Source organism: Enterococcus raffinosus, from assembly GCF_001886185.1.
Taxonomy (GTDB): domain Bacteria; phylum Bacillota; class Bacilli; order Lactobacillales; family Enterococcaceae; genus Enterococcus_A; species Enterococcus_A raffinosus.
On the sequence record NZ_JXLA01000004.1, the window covers coordinates 21,599 to 45,263 of the forward strand.

A 23,665-nucleotide genomic window follows, 5' to 3' on the forward strand; every position below is an offset into this window, starting at 1 on the left:
AGTTGCAATTCATATGGTCATTCAGAACAATATTAATATTTTCGGTGTAATAACTACATGGTAGATATTATTCATTCTGAGCGATTATTCTTCTATAAAGTTACTTTACCAAATCAGCTAATGGTTTACCTCCCACTTCAGCTAATAAAATTAGCGTTCCAAACTTTACATTACTTCCATCTTTTGAATCCTCTAAAAATTCCAAAATACTACGAGTTATTCCAGTCTTTTTTGACAGGACATAACTTTTAAATTCAAAATCATTTTTATATTTGTCAAACCAATTCATAAAGCATCTACTTCAAAATAATGCCAGAACTAGATAAGATTATTATCTACGATATAACGTAAATTGGAGGGATTTATCATCCACGGCTCGCTTCTTGCACCTTGGCAATATCTCTTTATTTCATCCCTTTTTTTTTCATTTAAATCAGCGTAAATCTTTTTAGAAATCGCTACAGCTTGTTCTCTACCTGCATACATATCAATAAATTGCACACTTATATTATATTCACTAAATAAAGGCTCTTTAGCAAAATCATTTGCGGCAGTTGAAACATTTGTTTCAAATTTATTTAAAACAGGAATAACTTTACTCTTTATAATTTCACGTAAACATTTTAAAGTGTTTTCTAAATGAAAGTTGGTGGTTATATTCCACCAACTTTCATTTAATGGATTCAAACTAAAAAAACCAACAGCACTATTTACATTATATGATTTTCCAAATTTTTTACACCATAATCTGAACTCACATTGTATTTCAATGTTTTCGTAAGATTTATTCCATTTTGATGAAAAAAAAGTAATTTCAAAAACTAAATCCTCAACCACTTTTTTAAAAGTTTTTCGACTTTTAATAAACTTCCAATTTAGAGTTTTCTCAATTTCATCATACAAAATCTCCATTGCTTCATCAACTAGCATTGACTTCCTTACCCTTTCTATTTCCGTTCCCACCCCATTAAATTTTCCGACTGCATTGTAAATTTGACAAACATAGTATAGCATGGCTTGATGTAATGTGTATCTTTACTTCCCGTCTTTGAGAAAATATATAATAAAAAAAATCGTTCTTATTTCTATCTCCCCTTCAATACTACTCAGCAACCACATTTGTCACGACCTGATCTTTCTTATTCTCACAGATCATATAAACGATGAATCATCCACTGATCAAAAAACACGAAGAAAAAAACGCCGATTTTTAAGGACCTCATAAAAAATAGAAAAAGTCTGGGGCAAAAGAAAAACCCCACTCAATAAGAGCGGGGTATACGTTGAAACAACAACGTTTATAAGCTTATTTAGCTAATGAATCTTTTGCTTGGTCAGCTAGTGCAGTGAAAGCAGCTGCATCGTTAACTGCTAAGTCAGCTAACATTTTGCGGTTGATTTCGATACCGGCAACTTTAAGACCGTGCATTAATTTTGAGTAGCTCAAGCCGTTCATACGAGCTGCAGCGTTGATACGTGCAATCCACAATTTGCGGAAGTCGCGTTTCTTTTGACGACGATCGCGGTATGCGTAGTTGTATGAATTCATTACTTGTTCTTTAGCTGTTTTAAATAGAGTGTGTTTAGAACCGTAGTAACCTTTAGCTAGTTTTAATGTCTTTTTACGACGTTTACGAGTTACAGTTCCACCTTTAACACGTGCCATATTTAATTCCTCCTAATAAATAAATCATTGAATTTTTTAAGTTGTAAAGCGGGTTGCGCAATTATTTCATGCGTGCCAATTGTTGGCGGATACGTTTGTAATCGCCTTTTGATACCATCGACGCTTTACGTAGTTGACGACGTTGTTTTTTTGTTTTTCCGTGGAAACGGTGACTTGTGAACGCGCGGAAACGTTTCAAACCGCCTTTACCAGTGCGTTTTACGCGTTTTGCTAAACCGCGATGTGTTTTTTGTTTTGGCATGACTAAATTTCCTCCTACTTTTCATTTCGCATACTCTTTAACGAGAGTCAAAGATGCATTCTCAAAATTATTGCTAGTCTTTCTTCTCTTTCGGTGCAAGCACTAAGAACATGCTACGTCCGTCCATCTTCGCCTTTTGTTCCACTGTCGCGATATCGGCAGTTTCTTCAGCTAAGCGATCAAGAACTTTTTGACCAATATCTTTGTGGGTAATGGCACGGCCCTTGAAACGGATTGACGCTTTTACTTTGTCGCCTTTTTCCAAGAATTTACGTGCGTTACGAAGTTTTGTATTAAAATCGTTCACGTCGATTGTTGGGCTCAAACGAACTTCTTTAACGTTGATCACTTTTTGTTTCTTGCGAGCTTCACGTTCTTTTTTCTGTTGCTCGAAGCGATACTTCCCATAATCCATAATACGTGCTACAGGTGGTTTTGCACCAGGAGCGACTAGGACTACATCAAGGTTTGCTTGTTCAGCAATCTTTAAGGCTTCTACTTTCGATTTCACACCTAATTGTTCGCCGTCTTGTCCGATCAAACGTACTTCACGTGCACGAATGCCGTCGTTAACCATCATATCCTTTGCTATGGTCATTCACCTCCAAAATTTTTGAGAGAAAAAAAGCGAATAAAAAAACGAGTTCTTTACGAACCCGCACGTAGTTCGACTCATCGAAAAGATCAGTCATTAACTATCTAGCCCAGCGAGATGTTCGCGTAAGGCGAGAAGCGGGTGCTTCTGCTTTCATTTCTCAACTTTACCAGTATACAAGAGGCATCTTAAAATGTCAACCAGATAATTCCTCTTTCTGATTGTTTTCAGAAACTTTTGTTGAAATTTCTTTAATTTGTATGCTAACGTATAGAGGAAGGAAGTGATCGTATGGAGCATTCTTTTTTTAAAGAATTGATTCATTACAACAAACCCAAGGAATCCCCCTTACGCTTGATTGGCGCTGGTCTTTGCATGATTAGTATTCTTTTTACCGGCTACTTACTCCACCAACTAACAATTTCTAGTTTCGGCTCGTTAGGCATCTTCACCTTTCTCTATTATCAAAGACTCCCACTAAAACAATTGATGATCCGTTTAGCTATCGTCGGCAGCTTTTTAACTGTAGGAAACTTTCTCGGAATGCTTTCCACTCATGCTGCTTGGACGGCTCCGATCGTCGTTGCAATCGTTGGTTTTTTAGGAAGATTTTTCTTTAGATTATATGGTATCGCTAAACCCGGTCCCTTCTTTATTGTCATGGTTACGGCAATGGGAGCTAGTACAAAAATTCCGCTACATAGAATTCCCACAATGAGCAGCTTCTTGCTTCTCGGTGTTCTTTTTTCTTTAGGCTTCGCTTTCCTGCTACATCTTGTAGAAAAGGAACCCTCGCCAGCTGCTAGCGAACGTCTAAAAACAGTAAAGGAACGAATCAATGATGATCCAGCAGTAGTGATCGATAGTCTTTTATATAGCGGCTTTTTATTCTTCGCTGTTTATCTAAGTATGGGACTGCAATTGAAAAATCCTTATTGGTTGGTCGTTTCCTGCGCCTCCATTTTACAGGGAGACAATCTTCGAGCGATGGCTCATCGCAATGTCCAACGAATTTTCGGTACGATTATCGGACTGGCAATTGCAGCCTTCTTGCTGAATTTACCATTATCCGTTTTTGAAACCTTACTGATTATTACCGCCCTTTTTGTAACAGTCGAATATTTCGTGAAACGTAATTATGCCATCGCTCAGTTTTTCTCCACTCCAATGGCATTAATGCTTTCAATGCTGGCAAGACAGCAATATCTCAATTCCTTGATTCAATTTCGCTTTCTAGGAATCGTGATCGGTAGTTTATTGGGGCTGTTAGCTGGCTGGCTGATGAGCACCAGTTTGGAATTTTACAACCGTAAATTCCATTCTAATTAAATACAACCATTAAAAATCCGAGTGAGTCCACTCGGATTTTGCTATAATAAGGACAATAAAAATGAAGGAGGCTCCACTATGTATCGATTGATTGCTTGCGATCTCGATGAAACATTGTTAGATAAAAGCCGACATGTTTCAAAACGAACGCAAGAAACAATAAAAATGGCTGAAGCGCAAGGATTGGTCTTTGCACCAGCTACCGGACGCGGCTTTTATTCCATTAAACAAACGCTAGAAGAATTAGATGCGGCGAATAAGAAAAATCATTATATGATCGGTTTTAATGGCGGCGTAGTCGTAGAAAACCATGGACCAACAATCATCAAAGATTTTCCTATGCCTTTTGAGATTTTGGCTCAACTATTTGAATTTGGTTCGAACTATGATGTCGCGATCCATCTCTATACCTTCGATCAAACGTATGTCTATCACAGCAATCCGGAGGAAGACGCCTACTTAACGACAATCCCCCACGAAAAACGGCTGGATGATGAGATAAGCTTTCTAAAAGATCAAGTCTGCTACAAAGCCTTGTTCCAAAATTTAGATCGCAGCTATTTGGAACGGTTAGAGCAAGAAATGCCCAAGCCCCTCCACGATGTCTTAGAAATCAGCTATTCTTCTAATCGTTACATCGAATTCAATCCTAAAGGAGTCAGCAAAGGTGTGGCTTTACAAACACTCGCCGATCATCTGGAGATTCCTATGAAAGAAACAATCGCAATCGGTGACAACACCAATGATTTGGCCATGATCCATGCAGCAGAATTGGGCATTGCCGTAGCAAACGCGGTTCCTGCTGTAAAAGAGGCAGCTCAACATACAACCATTGCAGATCATGAGCAAAGTGTTGTAGCTGAAGTCATTGAAACATTCATCCTGTAAGATAAAAAAAGCGAAGCATCATTTGATTGCTTCGCTTTTAACGTATTCTGCGCCATAAGACCAAGATTAGCCACACTGATAACCCAAGACTGATGATTAGCGTAATAACCCACCCAATCTCAGAATGCGTAAATGGCAATGGCATATTCATCCCGAAAAAGCCCGTCACGATTGTCGGAATTGTTAGTAACAACGACCAAATCGTCAGAATTTTCATCGTATCATTCAAATTGTTGTTCAATAAATTATTATAGGTACCAGATAATTGATCCAAAATTTCACTAGACAGTTTCGTCATCTCTACTGCCTGCCTCGCCTCGATCAACGCATCATCCAGCTCTTCTTTTTCCTTATCGGTAAAACTAGAAAAAATAGATTGGACCTTTACTTGTTCCAGCAACACAGCATTTTGCTTAGTCGCTGTCACTAGATACACCAAGCCAATCTCCAAATCAGATAAAGCCAATAGGTTTTTATTCGTTGTTTTCTCCCGTAGTTTCTTATTTAGGTGGATTCGCTGACTGTCGACTTCCTCCACTAACGGAAAATAATAATCCGAAATCAAAAACAACGTATGAAACAATAAACTCGCGGTACTTTGATTCGGCTCATTCGATAAGATGTTTTCAATAATATTCTCAACATAAGAAGTCCGATCATTTACAAAAGAAAAAAAGGTATGATCCTTCAGAATAAAGGCCATCGGACTTGTCTCATAATGATTATCCTTTTTCAAAAGATTCGGCACATTAAAGATCAATAGAAGGGCTTTTTCCATCGGATCATACTCCACCCGCGCCCGTTCATTATCATCTAATGCGTACGTCAGCATTTCGTCGCTGATCGCATAGCTGGCTCGTAATTTTTTTATCTCGTGAGGCTGCGTAGCATCTACATTGATCCATGAACACATCTCTTGATTGAATGTTTGTCTGCTGTCCATCACAATCCTCCCTAACTAAATCATTGACCTTCAGTATAGCAAAAAAAATTGATTTAGTAGTTTAATACTACTTGATAATAAAAAAGAACAGAAGCGAATTAATTTCACCTCTGTACTCAACGGTTTAAATTTGTAAAATGAAAGCAAAGCTAAATTACCCCTTCACTCCGCCAGCCGTGATCCCTTCCACATAATATTTTTGCATTACCATAAACAACAATGTGATCGGAATGGCGATAATCACACAGCCCGCTGTAAAAGGCATGAACCATTGATTGATTTTATCTGGCTGAAGCATGGTGAACAAACCGATTGCTACCGTGTATTTCTGCTTTTGTTGACCCAAAATAACCTGTGCGAAAATGAAATCCATCCACGGAATCATAAACGTCATTAATGCCGTATAGACAATGATCGGTTTTGACAACGGCAATGTGATCTTAAAGAAAATATCCTTTTTTGTAGCCCCGTCAATCATAGCTGACTCGTCTAAGGAGTACGGAATCGTATCAAAAAAGCCTTTCGCGATATAAAAACCTAATGCCGCACCCGCGGAATATACGATGATCAAAGCAATCAATGTCCCATCTAGTTCCATCGCCTTTAAGATATAATACACAGCAATCATGCTCATAAAGCCAGGAAACATGTTCAAAACCAATGCTAACTTCAAGAAACGATTGCGAAACTTAAACTTGATTCGCGAAACAGAATAAGCGATTGCTACAGTGATGAACGTTGAAATAAGGCAGGTAGCGATTGCTACAATCAGTGTATTGAAAAACCACTGGGCAAAAGGATATGAGTTATTACTGAATAGCATTTTATAATTCTCCAGCGTAAAGGTTTTCGGAATAATATAGTTGACCGACATCGCTCCTTCTCCGCGAAAGCTAGTCAAAACAACCCATAAAATTGGAAATAGCCAAATGATCGAAAGAGTGATCAACAAGATGTAAACAAATGCTAGTGTTCGCGTCTTTTGCTTCTTCATCATTGCAAACCTCCTTCATAAGATTTTGAGCGAGTATATGCTAATAAACTAAAGACCGCGCTCAACACAAAGATAATGATCCCTATGACACTGGCTAAGTTATAATCACTCGCTACAACGGTCAATTTATACAGCCAAGTTACTAATAAATCAGTATCCCCGGCTTGGTAGAGAGCCGAATTATTGGGTCCACCGCCAGTTAATAGATAGATCACATTGAAATTATTGATATTTCCAATAAACTGCTGAATCAGATTAGGTGTCATGATTAGCAGAATTTGCGGAAATGTAATGGATCGAAAAATCTGAAATTTGTTTGCTCCGTCAATCTCAGCTGCTTCGATCTGCTCAGTCGGTAAATTCATAATGATCCCTGTTGCGATTAACATCGTTACCGGAATCCCTACCCACATATTGACAAAAATAATCGAAAACTTCGCCCAAGTGCCATCACTTAGGAATGGCAGCGCGTTAGAAATCAACCCCCACTTCTCTAGAAGAGCGTTTAAAGGGCCCCAATCCGCTAACAGATTACGCATGATTAACAAAGAAACAAATTGCGGTACCGCCATCGTAATGACAAAGATTGTTCGAAAAACCTTTTTCCCTCGTAATCCTTTTGTGTTAATTAGCAGTGCCAGTAAAATTCCAAAGAAAAAGTTGGTTGCCGTAGCTACAACAGCCCAGATCATTGTCCACGACAGCAACGGCATGAAAGTTCCTGCCATACGACCGGTTAATACATTGCTAAAATTTGCCAGTCCAACCCAGTCAAACAAGTGTCCAGGAGGCAAATGATTATGATCATAATTCGTAAATGCAATACCAATCATATAAACCAACGGCAAAATAGTAAAAAGCAGCACACCGATTAACGGAATGATCATTAATGTCATATGAAAGCGGCCGTTAGCCAGTGTTTTTAGATCTTCTCTAAAACTTGGGATCTTCTTATTTTCTTTATTTAACAAAAATAATTTCCGATTACTCTTCAGGCTGCACCAGTAGACATAAGCAAATACGCCACAGAAAATAATAGCTGCCAATCCATAGATCATCAATAGCATGGAGTTGTCGCCTTCTACCGACACCTTCATCTTTATCCCATCAATCGTTTGCCATTGCATCCCTTGAGTTTTCGTTCCCAACGTTACTAATCCGACAATTCCCGGAATAATCTGATAGATACACGCGATAATAAATATAATTTCAGACAACAAGAATAAAATACCTTTAAAGAATTGTTTATTTAACAGGTTGCTTAGTCCCATGATTCCGAATGATAGCTTTGTTTTGAGGTCTCCCTCCCTGAACACACGCTTCATTGAGAAATCATCACCATAACCCCCGGATATTTCCATTGACAGAACCTCCTTTTTTTGAAATAAGCTTGTTTGATACACAAAAGAATTTCGGAGCAAAAAAGGTTAATTTTTTTCGCTCCGACATCTACTCCTTACTTGTTGCCAGAGATATCCTCAACTAGTTGATCTAGCTTCGCTTGATATTGGTCTGGCTTGATTTTTCCATTGTAAGTATCACTTAAAACGGCTGCAGAGGCTGTCCAAAAATTCGTCATTTCAGGAATCTTCGGCATAACAACAGAGTAGTCCGAACCACTCATGGTAACGACCGTTTTCGCTAATTCATCATTCGCTACATAATCCGCTTGTTGAACCGTTGTATTCGATGGAATAATATTTCTCGTTTCATCTTTAAACTGAGCTTCTTGTGTCGCAGCATTAGATAGATAAGCCGCAAGTTTATAATCTGCTGCAATTTTTTTCGAATCACCATCAGCAGGAGCTTGGTTTACTGCATATAATTTCACACCTAAGAAGGCTTTTTGTTGAACTTCATTGCCCCCGATAGTAATTTTCGGATAAACTGCGATTCCTAAATTATCTTTTCCAACCGCTTCAATCGCTTTATCTTTATCCCATGGACCCGATTCAAACGCCGCAATCTTCTCGTTCTCAAATTGCGAAATATAATCGTCTCCGACATTCACAAATCCAGAATTATTCTTCTGATCTGCAATCCATTGCAAGACTGAAACACCCGCAGAATTATTCCAATCTGTCCCGTTCACGTCTTCTCCAGTATCGCCAAATAGCTTATCACCTACCGACATGAACAATGGACCAATTTTATAAGCATCGACAGCCTTTAAATTCGCACCGAAAGTCGCTTCTTTAGTAATGTTCTCATAGGTTCCGACTTGGTCTTCACTCAATAATTTTTTATTGTAATAAAGCACTTGAGATTCGATTCCGTATGGGAACGCATAGACCTTGTCTTTATACGTAGCTCCTAACAATGCTGTTTCCGATTGTTCCTCTTTAATCTCGTTTGCATATTTTTCAGGAATTTCTTGAATGACCCCAGAGTCTACTAATTGTCCTAACTGATCATGAGGCAGCGCAAAAACATCTGCCGCAGAAGAAGGATCTTTTTTAACATTTTCTTGAGCCTTCGAGTCTTCAGTTTCAACAACCTTTACATTGATATCTGGATTGTCCTTTTTAAAGTCTTCTAAAACTTTCGTATAGAATTTTTTTGAATCCGTTGTAACCCATAACGTCACATCTGTTTTATCTGATGAGCTAGCTGCTTCCTTTTCATCAGAACCTGACCCACATGCAGTCAATGTTAAAACAGCTGCTCCTAACATTGCACCTGACAATAAATACTTCTTCAATTTACTTTTCATTCCGCTTCCTCCTGCGTTAGTTGATTTTTGCTACAAAACACATTATGCAACCGATTGCTTCTTTTTGCAATAGAAAGCGCTTAAATTATTTTGTTTTTTTGAATTTATTTTTATTTTAAACAAAAAAATTGTTTTTTTAATTTCATATTATTCATTTTACAAAGACTATTATACATTGATAAAACAAGCTTTCCCATACGTATACCACTTAATCAACATTATAAAATACAAATTATTTAACTATCTAAATATAAATTACACGTTTGCAACCGATTGCATAATGTGTAATAATTGCACCACAATAACCTATTAAATCCAAAGGAGCATTAGAATGGTCGAATTAAATTTGAAACACATTAACAAGAAATATCCAAACAATAATGCCTACTCTGTCAAAAATTTTAATCTTCATATCAAAACGCATGAATTCATCGTCTTCGTTGGTCCTTCAGGTTGCGGAAAATCCACCACACTTAGAATGATCGCGGGATTGGAAGATATCACTGATGGCGATTTCGAGATCAATGGTATCAGAATGAACGATACTCCACCTAAGGATCGTGATATTGCGATGGTTTTTCAAAATTACGCCCTTTATCCTCATATGACTGTTTTCGAAAATATGGCTTTTGGATTGAAATTGCGAAAATATCCTAAAGATGACATCAAACAACGTGTAGAAGAAGCTGCGAAAATCTTAGGTTTGACAGAATTGTTAGACCGAAAGCCCGCAGACATGTCAGGCGGCCAACGGCAGCGAGTTGCTATGGGTCGTGCCATCGTCCGTGATGCAAAAGTATTTTTGATGGATGAGCCTTTATCTAATTTGGATGCAAAACTCCGCGTACAAATGCGGGCAGAAATCGCTAAAATCCATCAAAACTTAGGTTCCACGACAATCTATGTAACTCACGATCAGACGGAAGCAATGACTTTAGCAGATCGTATCGTCATTATGAATGAAGGGGTCATTCAACAGGTGGGATCTCCTCAGGAACTATATAATAGACCAGCGAACAAATTTGTTGCCGGCTTTATGGGTAGTCCAGCAATGAATTTCTTTGAAGTTACTTTTAAAAATGGGCGCATCACAAATCATAAAGGTCTGGATCTCCCTTTGCCGGAAGGACAAGTAAAAACGTTAACGGGTCAAGGATATGAGGGGAAAACAGTAACTTTTGGGATTCGACCAGAAGACATTACAGCAGAAGAGGTTGCTTTAGAAGCTTATGAGAATTCCGTTGTCTCTGCCACCGTTGTTGTCAGCGAACTGCTCGGATATGAGTCCATGCTGTACTCCACAATCGGTAACACAGAATTCATTTCTAAAGTGGATGCTCGAGATTTTCATAATCCTGGCGAACAAATCTGTCTCGCCTTCAATTTAAATAAGGCTCGCTTCTTTGATTTCGAAACGGAAGAGGCAATCTATTAGTAACGGAGGTTTACATGAACACAGCAGCAATCTATCATCGCACTGAAAGTGAATTTGCCTATTTATACACAAACGAAATAATGCATATACGTTTGCGTACCGCTCGGGCAGATTGTAAAAACGTCTCATTAGTCCACGGAGACCCCTATCAACTAGACAAACAACGCTGGTATAAAAGACCCGCAAAAATGAGAAAGACCCTATCTACTGATCTGTATGATTATTGGGAAATTGATGTTACTGCTCCTCACCGACGTCTGGGTTACGGTTTCATCGTTACAGGCTACGACGAAACCTCTGTTTTTTTCACAGAACATGGAGTTTTCCCTGTTGAGGAAATCTATTTGTTGATGGCTAATAACTATTTCCGTATGCCCTTTTTCCATGAGATCGATCGCTTCAAGACACCTCAGTGGGTAAAAGAAACCGTTTGGTACCAAATTTTTCCTGAGCGTTTCGCTAATGGTGATCCTAGTAACGATCCAGCAGATGTACTCCCTTGGGCTAGTAAGGAATTTCCTGGACGACAAGATTTCTACGGCGGAGATCTTCAAGGAGTTATTGATCACCTAGACTATTTAAGTGATCTAGGAATTAATGGCATTTATTTTTGTCCAATTTTCACTGCTCCTACCAATCACAAATACGATACAACGGATTATTTAGAAATTGATCCTGGTTTTGGCGATAAAGAGCTCTTTCGAAAATTAGTCGAAGAGTGTCATCGTCGCGGGATACGTGTCATGTTAGATGCGGTGTTTAATCACATTGGCGATACTTCTATGCAATGGCGTGATGTCCTAGAAAAAGGAGAGCAGTCTCGCTTTAAAGATTGGTTTCATATCCATTCTTTCCCCGTTCATTATACAAAAACAGACGACTTTGAAGTTGCGGAAGATATGAATTATGATACGTTCGCTTTTACACCTCATATGCCAAAATTAAATACCGCAAACAAAGAAGTTCAGGAATACATCTTAACGATTGCAAAATATTGGATCCAAGAATTTGATATCGATGCTTGGCGGTTAGATGTAGCTAATGAAGTGGATCATCATCTTTGGAAAAAATTCGCGGAGACCTGTCACGAATTAAAAGAAGATTTCTACCTACTCGGAGAAGTTTGGCACAGTTCACAACCTTGGTTGCAAGGCGATGAATTTACCGCGGTGATGAATTACGCCTTTACTGAATCTATCACGAACTATTTTTTAGAGAAAAAGATTCCGTTAGATAAATTAGTTAGCAATCTAAACGAACAGTTAACACTGTACCGCAAGCAAACAAATCAAATGATGTTAAACACGATCGACAGTCACGATACTCCTCGTTTATTAACACTTGCCGGCGGCGACAAAGACCTAATGAAACAAGTTCTAGCGTTTCTTTACTTGCAACAAGGGGTTCCTTGTCTTTACTACGGGGACGAAGTCGGCATGGATGGCGGTATGGACCCTGATTGTCGAAAATGCATGGTCTGGGATCCTAAAAAACAGGATTTGAATCTTTTTGCATTTGTAAAGGAATTGATCGCTTTTCGACGAGAAAATCAATTCATTCTTTCCGAAGGCTCGCTAGAATGGCAGAAAGTTGATCCTAATACTGGAACGTTAATCTTTGCAAGAACTATTCCAGATGAATGCATGATCGGCATTTTCAATACAGGTGATCTACCAATCGTTGAGCATTCTCTAGGCGAATCCATCATGCTACATCTATCTGATGCAGACAGCGATAGAATTACGATTGAACCGAATGGTTTTGCAATTTTAAAAAAATAGCGGAAGGCTAGATCCTTTCCTCATTTTCATAGGAGTGTGACGTTTATGAGCCACTGGTGGCAAAAAGTCGTTGTTTACCAAATCTATCCACGCAGCTTTCAAGACACAAACGGCGATGGGATCGGAGATTTGAAGGGAATTATTTCACGACTGGATTACCTGCAAAAACTTGGAATTGAGGCCATTTGGCTGAGTCCGGTTTACCAAAGTCCAAATGATGATAACGGCTATGATATTTCAAATTATCGAGCCATCATGCAAGAATTCGGCACGATGGCAGAGTTGGAGCAATTAATTCATGAAGCGAAAGAACGCGGCATTCGAATTATCTTAGATTTAGTCGTCAATCACACTAGCGATGAACACCCTTGGTTCATCGAAGCACGAAAATCCAAGGACAATCCTTACCGTGATTTTTATATCTGGCGTAACCCAGTCAATAATACTTATCCAAATGATTTGAAGAGTATCTTCAGCGGACCTGCTTGGCAATATGACGAAAAAACGAAACAATATTACCTCCATCTATTCAGCCAAAAGCAGCCCGATCTAAACTGGGAAAACGCTTCTGTTCGGCAAGCTGTATACGACATGATGAACTTTTGGATCGATAAGGGCATTGGTGGTTTCCGGATGGATGTCATTGACTTGATTGGAAAGATTCCGGATAAAAAGATCACTGGTAACGGACCTAAGCTCCATAAATACTTACAGGAAATGAATCACGCGACCTTCGGCGACAAAGAGCTTTTGACTGTTGGCGAAACATGGGGAGCGACGCCTGAAATCGCAAAACTTTATTCTGACCCTGCTCGCGAGGAATTATCTATGGTTTTCCAGTTTGAACACATTGGTTTAGATGAAGTAGCGGGACAATCTAAGTGGGTCAGCCGACCGTTACAGATTAAAGAATTGAAAACTGTTTTTTCAAAATGGCAAACTGAATTAGGTGATAACGGTTGGAATTCCCTTTTTTGGAACAATCATGATCTCCCTCGTATTGTTTCTCGTTGGGGAAATGACGAGGACTATCATGAGAAATCAGCAAAAATGCTAGCTATTTTACTCCATTGCATGAAGGGCACACCTTACATTTATCAAGGAGAAGAAATCGGCATGACCAATCATGTAGTTACTGACATTGAAGAAGTCGAGGATATTGAAAGTCGGAATATGTATTTCCAACAGCTCTCAGCAGGACAATCAAAGGAAACACTTTTAAAAGCGATTAATCAAAAAGGAAGAGATAACGCGAGAACTCCGATGCAATGGGATACGTCTCCTCAAGCTGGTTTTACAACAGGAACGCCTTGGCTCGCAGTTTCACCAAACTATTCCAAAATCAACGTTACAAAAGCTTTGCATAATCCCCAATCAATTTTTTATACCTATCAAAAATTGATTCAATTACGTAAAGAGCACCCGATTATGGTTTGGGGAGATTATCAGTTACTGCCTGACACAGCGGATGAAGTATACAGCTACCTTCGAATCTACGAAGACAAACAATGGTTGGTCGTCGCAAATTTCTCAAATACTTCTCATTCCTTTACTTTCCCAGAAGGAAACTTAGGAAAAGTGATTATTTCAAACTTAACAACAGATATTCCTCGCGAGCAAACTGTTAAGTTAGCTCCTTGGGATGCTTTTGTAGTAGAGCTAGGAGATTAATAATGAGTAAATGGTGGAAAAATGCTGTAGGATATCAAATCTATCCCCGCAGTTTCATGGATAGCAATGATGATGGAATTGGTGATCTAAAAGGAATCCAGTCAAAACTTCCCTATTTGAAAGAATTAGGGATTGATTTTATTTGGCTCAACCCTATCTACCAAAGCCCCAACATAGATAACGGCTATGACATCTCCGATTATCAAGCAATCAATCCCGAATTTGGTACACTTGAGGACTTGAAGAACTTGCTCGAAGCAGCTCATGCGCAAGGAATTCGCCTCATCATGGATTTAGTAGTAAACCACACCAGTGACCAGCATCCTTGGTTCATCGAATCAAGAAAAGACAGAGAAAATCCTTATCGAGATTATTATCTGTGGGCTGATGCAACCCCTGAAAAAATGCCTAATAATTGGCAAAGTTTTTTTGGAGGATCAACTTGGACCTATGACCAGCAAACGAAGCAAGCGTATTTCCATGTTTTCGCAAAAGAACAGCCTGATCTCAACTGGAAAAATCCAGTAGTGCGAGAAGAAATCTATCAAATGATTCGCTGGTGGCTCGATTTTGGTATCGACGGTTTTCGTTTAGATGCGATTAGTCACATTCAAAAAGAACCTTGGGATTTTAAAATTACCGATAATCCATGGGCACCTTTCATGAATGTCTCCGGTATCGAAACATATATGTCTGAATTGCGAGAAATCTTCCGCAGCTACGACATTATGACTGTCGGTGAAGCAAGCGGAGTCAATAGTAAGAAGGCTCCTTTTTGGACACATGAAGAAGACGGTTATATCGATATGATCTTTGAATTAGAACACCAAGTTCGAAGCGGAGAACCTGGTCAAGAGGTGGGCGATCTCTTAGGGTTCAAAAAAGTCTTGTCACGATGGCAAAAAGACCTGCAGCCGATAGGGTGGAATGCACTTTATATCGATAATCATGACAACCCTCGTAGTAACTCCGTTTTTGGAAACGGAACAAGTGAGTCGGCATCCGCACTAGCGACTGCCTATATGCTCTTAAGAGGAACACCCTTTATCTACCAAGGACAAGAATTAGGGATGACCAATTATCCTTTCGAATCGATCGATGAAGTGAACGCGACAGATTCATTAGCATCCTATCACGCTTGGCTTGAACAAGGATTGTCGCCTGAGGAAGCTCTACGTTTAACCACTCATTGGACTCGGGATCACTCTCGCACTCCAATGCATTGGAATAACTTCGGCGGTTTTTCTAATAGCCTGCCTTGGATGAAGGTAAATCCTAACACTGACAAAATCAATGTTGCTATGCAGCAAGCGGATCTTTTCTCTCCACTCAACTACTATAAAAAGCTGATCTCATTGAGAAAATCAATGCCTGTTTTTATTTCTGGAAGTTATCAAATTGAATTGCCAAAACACCCGACAGTCTGGGCTTATACACGCAAAACAGTATCCGATGAAGCCTATGTCATCACTAACTTGAGCGATCAGCCACAATCTGTTACTCTGCCAAACCGTTGGATAAATACACCAACTACGACATTACTGGCAAATTACCCCGACCCATCGTGGAAAAAAACAGTGACATTACGTCCTTTCGAGGCGATAGCGGTAAAAAAAGATGCTTAACCCCATTGAGTTAAGCATCTTTTGATTATTCCACTACTGCGCCTTGAACTTCTAAAATTTTTTCATCAATCAAACGAATCACTTCATCACGAGCCGCCGCATCATCTACAAAGTTCAAACGATCACCGTCGATTTGAATTTTAGGGCTCTCATTGTACTCTTCATACCATTGGTCGTACCGGCTATTTAATTCTTTATAATAATCATAGAGTGTTGGATCAAATTCTAATTGTTCGTACTCTCGTCCACGTTTTTGAATACGTTCCATCATCGTTTCAAAGGAAACTCGAATATGCACTAATAAATCAGGATGTTTTTTGTGAGCGGCGTAAGGCAGCTCTTCCATCATATTCGCTAATAATTCATCGTAGACCTTCACTTCCGTCTCAGTTGCACGACCAAGGTCGGCGTTTAAATGAAACAATAATGAGTCTTCATAGATCGAACGATCCAAAACATTGTTATCATCCTGCATCGCTTTTTTGATGCTGTCAAAACGTTTATTCAAAAAGTAAATCTGTAGTAAAAATGCATACTGTTCTGGATCAGCATAAAACAGCGGCAATACTTCATTATCATCAATGGATTCATAAAAAGCTTGACTGCCTAAATGCTCTGACAGCATCGCGGTCAAACTTGATTTCCCTGCTCCAATGGTTCCTGCTAATACGATCACGCTCATAAACCTCCAACTCATTTCATACAAAATATAGTGCGTTTTTTTCAACTTATCTAATATACCCCCAATATCTTGTGCCGTCAATTGAAATACTTCCAAAAAAAAGCATTTCCTTCTTCTAAGGAATGTTTAAAAAATCGTGGATTTTCAAAATCTTTTCAAGGGTTTCGTTTACTTGTCGGCTTTCTCTGAGTAAAATGAAAAAGAGAAATAAATAAATAGTCGTTATAAAGAAAAATCAACCCCTGTTTATTCAGGTGGAATACAAAAAAACGTATTGCTTTCACTAGAAAAATAATTGCTTTAAAATCATTAACAGACAGCAATAAACTGAAGAAATATTTTTTGGGGAATAGTTACTCTAAAACGAAATAGGGGTTTTTTTAATGAAATCGATTGGCACGGGTTATGCCAGTGGGAAAATTATATTAATGGGAGAACACTCGGTTGTCTATGGAGAACCAGCGATTGCTTTTCCCTTTTCAGGAACAGGAATCCAAGCAACGATTCGCGCGAATAAATTAGAATCGTGGATTGAATCCAGTTTCTTTCACGGACCGCTTTCAGAAGCGCCCAGCACAATGCGCAATGTTACGGTCTTACTTTGGTATTTGGTAAAGCATTTCAAAATTCCAGAACCATTTTATTTAAAAATAGAAAGTACGATTCCAGCAGAACGCGGAATGGGCTCTAGCGCAGCGGTAGCAGTTGCGATTACTCGTGCTGTCTTTGATTGGATGGAAGAACCAGCCACTCAGGAAAATGTGCTGCATTTCGTAAATCAAGCAGAAGCTGTGGCGCACGGAAATCCTAGCGGGATTGATGCGACCACTATTAGCGGTACTGAACCAATTCTTTATCAGAAAGGGATTGGTTTCCAACCCTTCCAATTGAACATGGATGCCTTTTTAGTAGTGGCCGATACCGGCATTAAGGGACAGACTCGTAAAGCGGTTAAGGACATTGCTAAACTGATGGAAATGCGTCCTTACGAAACGAATAAGCAAATGCGAACACTGGGTAAATTGACTGCCCAGGCTCAAAAAGCCATTTTACAAAATCGACCACAAATTTTAGGCGATTGTATGAATCAAGCACAAGGTCTATTGCGTTTATTAGGAACAAGCAATCGGCATTTAGATCATTTGATTGAAACGGCATTAGATAATCACGCTTTAGGCGCGAAGCTAACAGGCGGCGGTCGTGGCGGCTGCATGATTGCTTTAGCTGAAGACGAAACAAGCGGGCGACAATTGCAACAGATTCTATTGGATGCAGGCGCACGAAATACATGGATCGAAGGGTTAGGTGTCTATGCGCATGTTTAATGGAAAAGCTCGGGCTTATACGAATATTGCCTTGATAAAATATTGGGGGAAAGAAAATCAAGAGCTGATCATTCCAATGAATAACAGCTTATCACTAACATTGGATGCGTTCTATACTGAAACAAGCGTTACTTTTTCAGAAGACGTGTCCGAGGATCTCTTCTATCTAGACAATCAACTGCAGGATTCGAAAGCGACCCTAAAAGTGAGTCGCTTTCTTGATTTAGTGCGGGCTAAAGCAAACACTAACTTGGCCGCAGTTGTCAAAAGTCAAAACTTTGTCCCTACAGCAGCTGGCTTGGCTTCTTCTGCTAGTGGGTTGGCCGCTTTAGCTGGTGCAGCCAGTGCAGCGCTAAATTTGGACCTGTCACCAGAAGAATTATCCCGTTTGGCTCGTCGCGGATCAGGCTCTGCTTGTCGTAGCATTTACGGCGGGTTTGCTGAATGGCAAAAGGGCGACTCCGATGACTCTTCTTTTGCTATCAACATTCCTAGTGACGGCTTTGAAAACGAGCTTAGTATGCTCTTCATAGTGGTTAACGACGCACAAAAAGACATCTCCAGCCGCGACGGTATGCAGCGAACAGTCGAAACATCCGCTTTCTATGACGGCTGGCTACAGACTGTACCGCAAGATCTTAATAAAGCACGAAAAGCCATCGCGGATAAAGATTTTACTGCTCTTGGAGAAGTCACTGAAGCCAGTGCCTTAAAAATGCATGGAACGACTTTAGCGGCAACTCCCCCATTTACCTATTGGTCAGCAGAAAGTATGAAGGCGATGAATCTCGTTCGTCAGATCAGACAAAAAGGGCTGGCTTGTTACTTTACGATGGATGCTGGACCTAATGTCAAAATTCTAGTTGAACGTAAAAACGAAGACGCGTTGTTAAATACCTTAAAAGACCACTTTGTCCCACAACAAATCGTTGTTGCTCATGCTGGTCCTGCTATTGAAATCTTGTCAGAGGAGGAGAATTAAATGATCGAAGTGACTGCACCTGGAAAATTATACATCGCCGGTGAATATGCGGTCGTTGAACCGGGACATCCGGCAATCATCGTTGCGATCGATCAATTCATTTCCGTCTCTATTGGTCCAGCTAAAAAAAGCGGCAGCATTCAATCCGCTCAATATAGCGACATGCCGATTCGTTGGACACGACGTAAAAATGAATTAGTCTTAGATATTCGAGACAATCCGTTCCATTATATATTGGCTGCCATTCACTTTACTGAAAAATTCGCTCAAGAAAAAGGCAAGCAGCTAGCCTTCTTCGACCTAAAGGTTACCAGCGAATTAGATAATTCCAATGGACGAAAATACGGTTTAGGTTCCAGCGGCGCTGTAACCGTTGCTACTGTCAAAGCATTAAACGCGTTTTACGACTTAAACCTTTCCCAACTTGAACTATTTAAGCTGGCCACACTAGCTCACTTAAATGTCCAAGGCAACGGCTCCTGCGGCGATATTGCAGCTAGCTGTTATGGCGGCTGGCTCGCATTTTCAACCTTTGATCATGATTGGGTATTGGATAAATTAGCTACTGAAAAAATGACCACGTTGATTGAAAGTGACTGGCCAAATCTAAAGATCGAACCCTTGCAAGTTCCCGAAGATTTGCGCTTATTGATTGGCTGGACTGGCAGTCCCGCCTCAACTTCAGATTTAGTGGATCAAGTTCATCAATCCCGTGAGGAAAAGAAAAACTCTTATGAAAATTTCTTAAACGAGAGTAAAAACTGCGTAGATCTAATGATCCAAGGCTTCAAACAAAACGATATAGCTTTGATCCAAAAAATGATTCGCAAAAACCGCAGTTTATTAAACCAGCTTACTAGCCTAAGCAACGTATCCATTGAAACCGAAGAATTGAAACGCTTGAATGACCTAGCAGAAAAATATGGCGGCGCCGCAAAATCTTCTGGCGCAGGCGGTGGCGATTGCGGAATCGTGATTGTTGATAAACGTGCCGGTATCTTACCGTTGATGAGTTCGTGGGAAAAAGCGGGCATCACCCCGTTACCTTTACACGTCTACCATCTTACGGAGGATCGCCATGAATCGTAAGGATGAACATGTTTCATTAGCTAGAGCTTTTCATCAAAAACCCAAAGAAAATGATTTCGATGCAATTCGTCTCATTCATTCTTCTTTGGTCAATACACGTCCAGAAGAAATTGACTTGAGCACAGATATTTTAGGACTAAAGCTCAGTGTCCCCTTCTACATCAATGCCATGACTGGTGGCAGTGAAAAAACAAAAAAAATCAATCATGATTTAGCAATCATCGCTCGAGAAACCGGCCTAATGATGGCTACTGGTTCAGTTAGCGCAGCATTAAAGGACCCTAGTGTTGCCGATTCCTATACCGTGGTTCGCAAAGTGAATCCCAACGGCCTGATCTTAGGTAACATGGGAGCAGGAAGAACCAGCGAAGATGCAAAAAAAATCGTAAACCTGTTACAAGCAGATGGCATGCAGATTCATCTGAACGTACCACAAGAACTTGTCATGCCTGAGGGCGATCACGATTTTCATGAATGGCAAAAAAATATCGAAGAAACCATCCAGCAATTATCTGTTCCGGTAATTGTGAAGGAGGTCGGCTTCGGTATGAGCAAAGAAACCATCCAGCAGCTGCAATTGCTTGGTGCCCAAGCGGCAGATGTCTCAGGACGCGGTGGCACGAACTTTTCTCAAATTGAAAATGCTCGTCGGAAAAAACGTGAATTGGACTATTTGGATGATTGGGGTCAATCAACAGTTATCTCATTGTTAGAAGCTCAAACGATCGATGATATGACCATTTTAGCTTCTGGCGGCATTCGTGACGCGTATGATATCTTCAAAGCACTCTGCTTAGGTGCTAAGGCTGTCGGCGTTTCAGCAGCCATCTTAGATCACCTTATAAGCAATGGCATTGATGCGACAATTGAATTGATCGAAGACTGGAAGACACAGCTGCATCGTTTGTATCTAATGACGGATAAAGCTACAACAGCTGATTTGATTCATAACCCTATTATTCTAAGCGGTGCGCCAAAAGAATGGTGCCAAGCTCGAGGAATTGATTATAAAAAATTAGCGGTACGCTGCTAGCCAAAAAAGAGGATGCGATCAAATGATTGCGTCCTCTTCGTCTATAAAAATATTTTTTTGAATCATCACCTGAACTTCTTCCACTTTCCTATCAAGTAATGCTCGATAAATCTTATTATGCAAACTTGTATTATCCTGATACGCTTCCATTCGCAAGACCTGTTGACTCAAATGTAATTTTATATCAGGAAGTAGCTCATTGTACCACTTGATTAAAAAGGGATTACGACTCATAGCAATAATTTGTTGATGGAAAGTCAAATCTGCATCAATGTATTCGGAAAATTTCCCCGCTTCCAGCAACTGATTCCGTTGAAACAACACTTCTTTCAACTCCAGCATTTCCTTATCCGTTTGGTATTTTGCTGCCATGATAGATGCTTGGGTCTCAATCATAGATCGTGCCTGCAAGAGCTCCTTCGTTGAATACTCACCGATTATGCCATTTTTTATGAAAGTTCCAGAACCTTGCTTCACCTCTAAAATATTACTAAAAGCTAGAATTTTAACCGCTTCACGCAATGTGGAACGACCAACACCAAAAATCTCAGCTAATTCCTTTTCGACGGGTAGTTTATCTCCTATCATCAGCTCTTTTTGCTGAATGTAATTCTCCAGCTGTTGAATCGTTTCGTTCACCAGATTGCGATTTTTCGTCATTCTCATAGCCTCTTCCTTGAATTGTCAGTAGTAGTATCCCGCTACACAAAATAATCATACCATATAAGAAGATGTTGAAGGATTTAAAAATATCGACAAAAATCCCTAAAAGAATCGGAATCATTCCACCCACAATGTAGCCAAAAGATTGGATCATCCCTGTCCATAAACTTGCCTCTAAAGGATCCTCACTAGCCTGAAGCGGCAACAACATCGCTATAGGAAAATAACCGCCTAGACCAAAACCAACCAGAAAAATACCGACAATCAAGAGAAAAAAGACATTCATCATCAAGCAGACTATCCCCAAAACGATCATTACGCCACAAAAAATGATCCAATTTCGAATCTTTCCCCAATGGTCCATCAATACTGGAATAACAAAACTAAAAAGCATTTGCACAATCACAAACAATGTTAAGTATTGACTAGCTGTCTCACGAGAAAAACCTTTTTGAACAAGCAGTTCGACTAACCACGTGCTCATTCCATAAAACATGCCTGATTGTAAGCAAAAAAATAGAACCATCTTCCAAGCTTGCTTATTACTAAGTGGAAAACCCTTTACTTTAGCTACTGAGCTCATCATTTGGACAGACTTCTTTCCCATTATAACGAACCAAATTAATCCCGCTAAAATAGCTAACAGGCTCCAAATTCCTAACGCAAAGGGCCAAGTGTTTTTAGCTAACGAAAGACTAAACCTCGATGCCGTAGCCGACCCCACCCCCATACTGATTGAATAAATACCAATTAGCAAGCCTGTTTGTTTTGAAAAAAACTCCTTAATCAAGCTTGAAAGCAAGGGACCGATGATTGCGATTGAAAAGCCAATGACAATAGCAGAAATGACTAAACTTATATAACTTGAAAATATTCCCCGACTGGCGGTTGCTATCGCCAATAAAAAAAGACAAGCCAGAATGCTTCGATCACGACCGAATTGTTGCTGCATTCGTTTGACACCAAACGCCATCATGCCCATGCATATTACAGGAATACTTGTTAATAAACTTACTTGAAAATTGTTCAGCTGCAAGTCCTGCTTGATCATTCCAATTAATGGCGGTATGGATGAAATCCCCAATCGAAGATTCAACGCTACGATAAATACCACAAAAATCATTTTTTTATTTTTCATGATGCACTCCTTTCAAATTCATATGATGTATTTTAAAACATCATATCATTTATCGGAGAGCACATCAATTCGTCGTTCTTTATTTGTGTCATCTAATTCAAAAATCAAAAAAAGAAACCCACGAATGGATTTCTTTATCTTCTAAGAAGTCGTTGCAGCCAGTTTTTCTTCTCACCGATCCGAATATTTCCGCTGATTTTTTTTGCATCCAGCATAGATTGAAAATAGATATTGTCTTGCAGTAATAACTGATTAATAATCTGCAAGCGTCTAAAATGCTTTTTCTTGCTCGCATCGAACTCTAGCTCCTCTGGTAAATTCCCAGAAACCTCAAGACGAGCATAATCTCTTTGAACCAGTTTCATCAGTTCGTATTGCTGCGTCAAAAGTCGATTGATTTGCTTGATTTCAGGAGGTGCCACAGAAAATTTTGAATCCGAGGGAGCCAAGCGACTCAACGCGGCAACATAATCTTGCATATCTAACATAAAGATATGATTTGCTTTACTTGCCATTAACTTCTTTTCATTTGTTAAATAATCAATTAATGCACCTAAACGCGCATTTGATTCACTTAGTTCTTTTATCTCTCGCTTCAGCTTCTCCATGCCCTCGAACCCTTCTTCTTATCCTAATTCTAGTCTATCGTTTTTCACAGACTATAACAATCAAAGAGATTCATTTTTCCTAAAAAAATTGAATCTTTTAAATAAAAACAATCGAAATTATTTTTTTCTAAAAAACATGTAAATTTCCCATAACTCGCTGTTGTCTTTGGGACATCGATCGAAATAATTTTGACAGCTATCCATTTACTATTTGTTTGCCTAACAGGATAGGAAATGTTCAAA

General features: G+C 39.5%; 23 protein-coding genes and 1 other annotated feature. Of the genes, 10 read left to right on the top strand and 13 right to left on the bottom strand.

What is annotated here, in order from left to right; genetic code table 11:
• Positions 1-100: 100 nt before the first annotated feature.
• From RV13_RS02700 to infC, 5 genes are all read right to left on the bottom strand, one after another.
• Positions 101-289: a hypothetical protein gene (locus RV13_RS02700; RefSeq protein ID WP_010747052.1), complete on the bottom strand. Its 189-nt coding sequence runs from the start codon at positions 287-289 to the stop codon at positions 101-103.
• Positions 290-318: 29 nt separating this feature from the next.
• The gene (locus tag RV13_RS02705) at positions 319-930 is read right to left on the bottom strand and encodes a hypothetical protein (RefSeq protein WP_010747053.1); all 612 of its coding nucleotides are present in this window, start codon (positions 928-930) and stop codon (positions 319-321) included.
• A 376-nt stretch (positions 931-1,306) separates the two neighbouring features.
• Complete coding sequence (gene rplT / locus RV13_RS02710) at positions 1,307-1,666, bottom strand: 50S ribosomal protein L20 (protein WP_010747118.1); 360 nt, start codon at positions 1,664-1,666, stop codon at positions 1,307-1,309.
• Positions 1,667-1,727: 61 nt separating this feature from the next.
• Positions 1,728-1,928, bottom strand: coding sequence for a 50S ribosomal protein L35 (gene rpmI, locus RV13_RS02715; protein WP_010747119.1), 201 nt, complete (start codon positions 1,926-1,928; stop codon positions 1,728-1,730).
• Between the two features lie 73 nt (positions 1,929-2,001).
• Positions 2,002-2,526, bottom strand: a complete 525-nt coding sequence (gene infC / locus RV13_RS02720; protein WP_010747120.1) for a translation initiation factor IF-3 — start codon at positions 2,524-2,526, stop codon at positions 2,002-2,004.
• Positions 2,527-2,553: 27 nt separating this feature from the next.
• Positions 2,554-2,682, bottom strand: a sequence feature (ribosomal protein L20 leader region).
• A 132-nt stretch (positions 2,683-2,814) separates the two neighbouring features.
• Here infC and RV13_RS02725 point away from each other — a divergent pair.
• Both RV13_RS02725 and RV13_RS02730 read left to right on the top strand, forming a co-directional pair.
• The gene (locus RV13_RS02725) at positions 2,815-3,852 is read left to right on the top strand and encodes an FUSC family protein (RefSeq protein ID WP_010747121.1); all 1,038 of its coding nucleotides are present in this window, start codon (positions 2,815-2,817) and stop codon (positions 3,850-3,852) included.
• Positions 3,853-3,930: 78 nt separating this feature from the next.
• On the top strand, positions 3,931-4,740 hold the full coding sequence (locus tag RV13_RS02730; protein WP_010747122.1) for a Cof-type HAD-IIB family hydrolase: 810 nt from the start codon (positions 3,931-3,933) through the stop codon (positions 4,738-4,740).
• A 37-nt stretch (positions 4,741-4,777) separates the two neighbouring features.
• Here the strand turns inward: RV13_RS02730 and RV13_RS02735 are convergent, their stop codons facing one another.
• From RV13_RS02735 to RV13_RS02750, 4 genes are all read right to left on the bottom strand, one after another.
• On the bottom strand, positions 4,778-5,683 hold the full coding sequence (locus tag RV13_RS02735) for a magnesium transporter CorA family protein (protein ID WP_010747123.1): 906 nt from the start codon (positions 5,681-5,683) through the stop codon (positions 4,778-4,780).
• 154 nt (positions 5,684-5,837) lie between these two features.
• Positions 5,838-6,677 (bottom strand): sugar ABC transporter permease, encoded by an 840-nt coding sequence (locus RV13_RS02740; protein WP_010747124.1) that lies wholly within the window; start codon positions 6,675-6,677, stop codon positions 5,838-5,840.
• Positions 6,677-8,002, bottom strand: coding sequence for a carbohydrate ABC transporter permease (locus tag RV13_RS02745; RefSeq protein ID WP_035015876.1), 1,326 nt, complete (start codon positions 8,000-8,002; stop codon positions 6,677-6,679). The genes RV13_RS02740 and RV13_RS02745 overlap by 1 nt, the downstream gene beginning before the upstream one ends.
• A gap of 131 nt (positions 8,003-8,133) precedes the next feature.
• Positions 8,134-9,390, bottom strand: coding sequence for an extracellular solute-binding protein (locus RV13_RS02750; protein ID WP_010747126.1), 1,257 nt, complete (start codon positions 9,388-9,390; stop codon positions 8,134-8,136).
• A gap of 331 nt (positions 9,391-9,721) precedes the next feature.
• Here RV13_RS02750 and RV13_RS02755 point away from each other — a divergent pair, with 331 nt between their 5' ends.
• Genes RV13_RS02755 through RV13_RS02770 form a run of 4 tightly spaced genes read left to right on the top strand, consistent with a single transcriptional unit; the run spans position 9,722 to position 15,902 of the window.
• A complete protein-coding gene (locus RV13_RS02755) occupies positions 9,722-10,825 on the top strand; it encodes an ABC transporter ATP-binding protein (RefSeq protein ID WP_010747127.1) in 1,104 nt (367 codons plus the stop codon).
• Between the two features lie 14 nt (positions 10,826-10,839).
• Entirely contained in the window at positions 10,840-12,606 is a 1,767-nt protein-coding gene (locus RV13_RS02760) for a glycoside hydrolase family 13 protein (protein WP_010747128.1), read from the top strand.
• A gap of 45 nt (positions 12,607-12,651) precedes the next feature.
• Entirely contained in the window at positions 12,652-14,277 is a 1,626-nt protein-coding gene (locus RV13_RS02765; protein WP_010747129.1) for a glycoside hydrolase family 13 protein, read from the top strand.
• Positions 14,278-14,279: 2 nt separating this feature from the next.
• A complete protein-coding gene (locus tag RV13_RS02770) occupies positions 14,280-15,902 on the top strand; it encodes a glycoside hydrolase family 13 protein (RefSeq protein ID WP_010747130.1) in 1,623 nt (540 codons plus the stop codon).
• A gap of 25 nt (positions 15,903-15,927) precedes the next feature.
• On the opposite strand, the gene RV13_RS02775 is transcribed toward RV13_RS02770, so the two are convergent.
• The gene (locus RV13_RS02775; protein WP_028020537.1) at positions 15,928-16,584 is read right to left on the bottom strand and encodes a deoxynucleoside kinase; all 657 of its coding nucleotides are present in this window, start codon (positions 16,582-16,584) and stop codon (positions 15,928-15,930) included.
• A 383-nt stretch (positions 16,585-16,967) separates the two neighbouring features.
• Between RV13_RS02775 and mvk the strand changes: the two genes are divergently transcribed.
• Genes mvk through fni form a run of 4 tightly spaced genes read left to right on the top strand, consistent with a single transcriptional unit; the run spans position 16,968 to position 21,013 of the window.
• Entirely contained in the window at positions 16,968-17,909 is a 942-nt protein-coding gene (gene mvk / locus RV13_RS02780) for a mevalonate kinase (protein WP_010747132.1), read from the top strand.
• The gene (gene mvaD / locus RV13_RS02785; protein ID WP_028020538.1) at positions 17,902-18,891 is read left to right on the top strand and encodes a diphosphomevalonate decarboxylase; all 990 of its coding nucleotides are present in this window, start codon (positions 17,902-17,904) and stop codon (positions 18,889-18,891) included. The genes mvk and mvaD overlap by 8 nt, the downstream gene beginning before the upstream one ends.
• Positions 18,892-19,980 carry a phosphomevalonate kinase gene (locus RV13_RS02790; RefSeq protein WP_010747134.1) on the top strand — a complete coding sequence of 363 codons (1,089 nt, stop codon included), beginning with the start codon at positions 18,892-18,894 and terminating at the stop codon, positions 19,978-19,980.
• On the top strand, positions 19,970-21,013 hold the full coding sequence (gene fni / locus RV13_RS02795; protein ID WP_060789102.1) for a type 2 isopentenyl-diphosphate Delta-isomerase: 1,044 nt from the start codon (positions 19,970-19,972) through the stop codon (positions 21,011-21,013). The genes RV13_RS02790 and fni overlap by 11 nt, the downstream gene beginning before the upstream one ends.
• An 18-nt stretch (positions 21,014-21,031) precedes the next feature.
• Here the strand turns inward: fni and RV13_RS02800 are convergent, their stop codons facing one another.
• The 3 genes from RV13_RS02800 to RV13_RS02810 form a co-directional block, all read right to left on the bottom strand.
• Positions 21,032-21,673, bottom strand: a complete 642-nt coding sequence (locus tag RV13_RS02800) for a FadR/GntR family transcriptional regulator (protein ID WP_028020540.1) — start codon at positions 21,671-21,673, stop codon at positions 21,032-21,034.
• Positions 21,588-22,814 carry an MFS transporter gene (locus RV13_RS02805; RefSeq protein WP_010747137.1) on the bottom strand — a complete coding sequence of 409 codons (1,227 nt, stop codon included), beginning with the start codon at positions 22,812-22,814 and terminating at the stop codon, positions 21,588-21,590. The genes RV13_RS02800 and RV13_RS02805 overlap by 86 nt, the downstream gene beginning before the upstream one ends.
• Positions 22,815-22,948: 134 nt before the next feature.
• Positions 22,949-23,422 carry a hypothetical protein gene (locus RV13_RS02810; protein WP_010747138.1) on the bottom strand — a complete coding sequence of 158 codons (474 nt, stop codon included), beginning with the start codon at positions 23,420-23,422 and terminating at the stop codon, positions 22,949-22,951.
• Positions 23,423-23,665 lie beyond the last annotated feature (243 nt).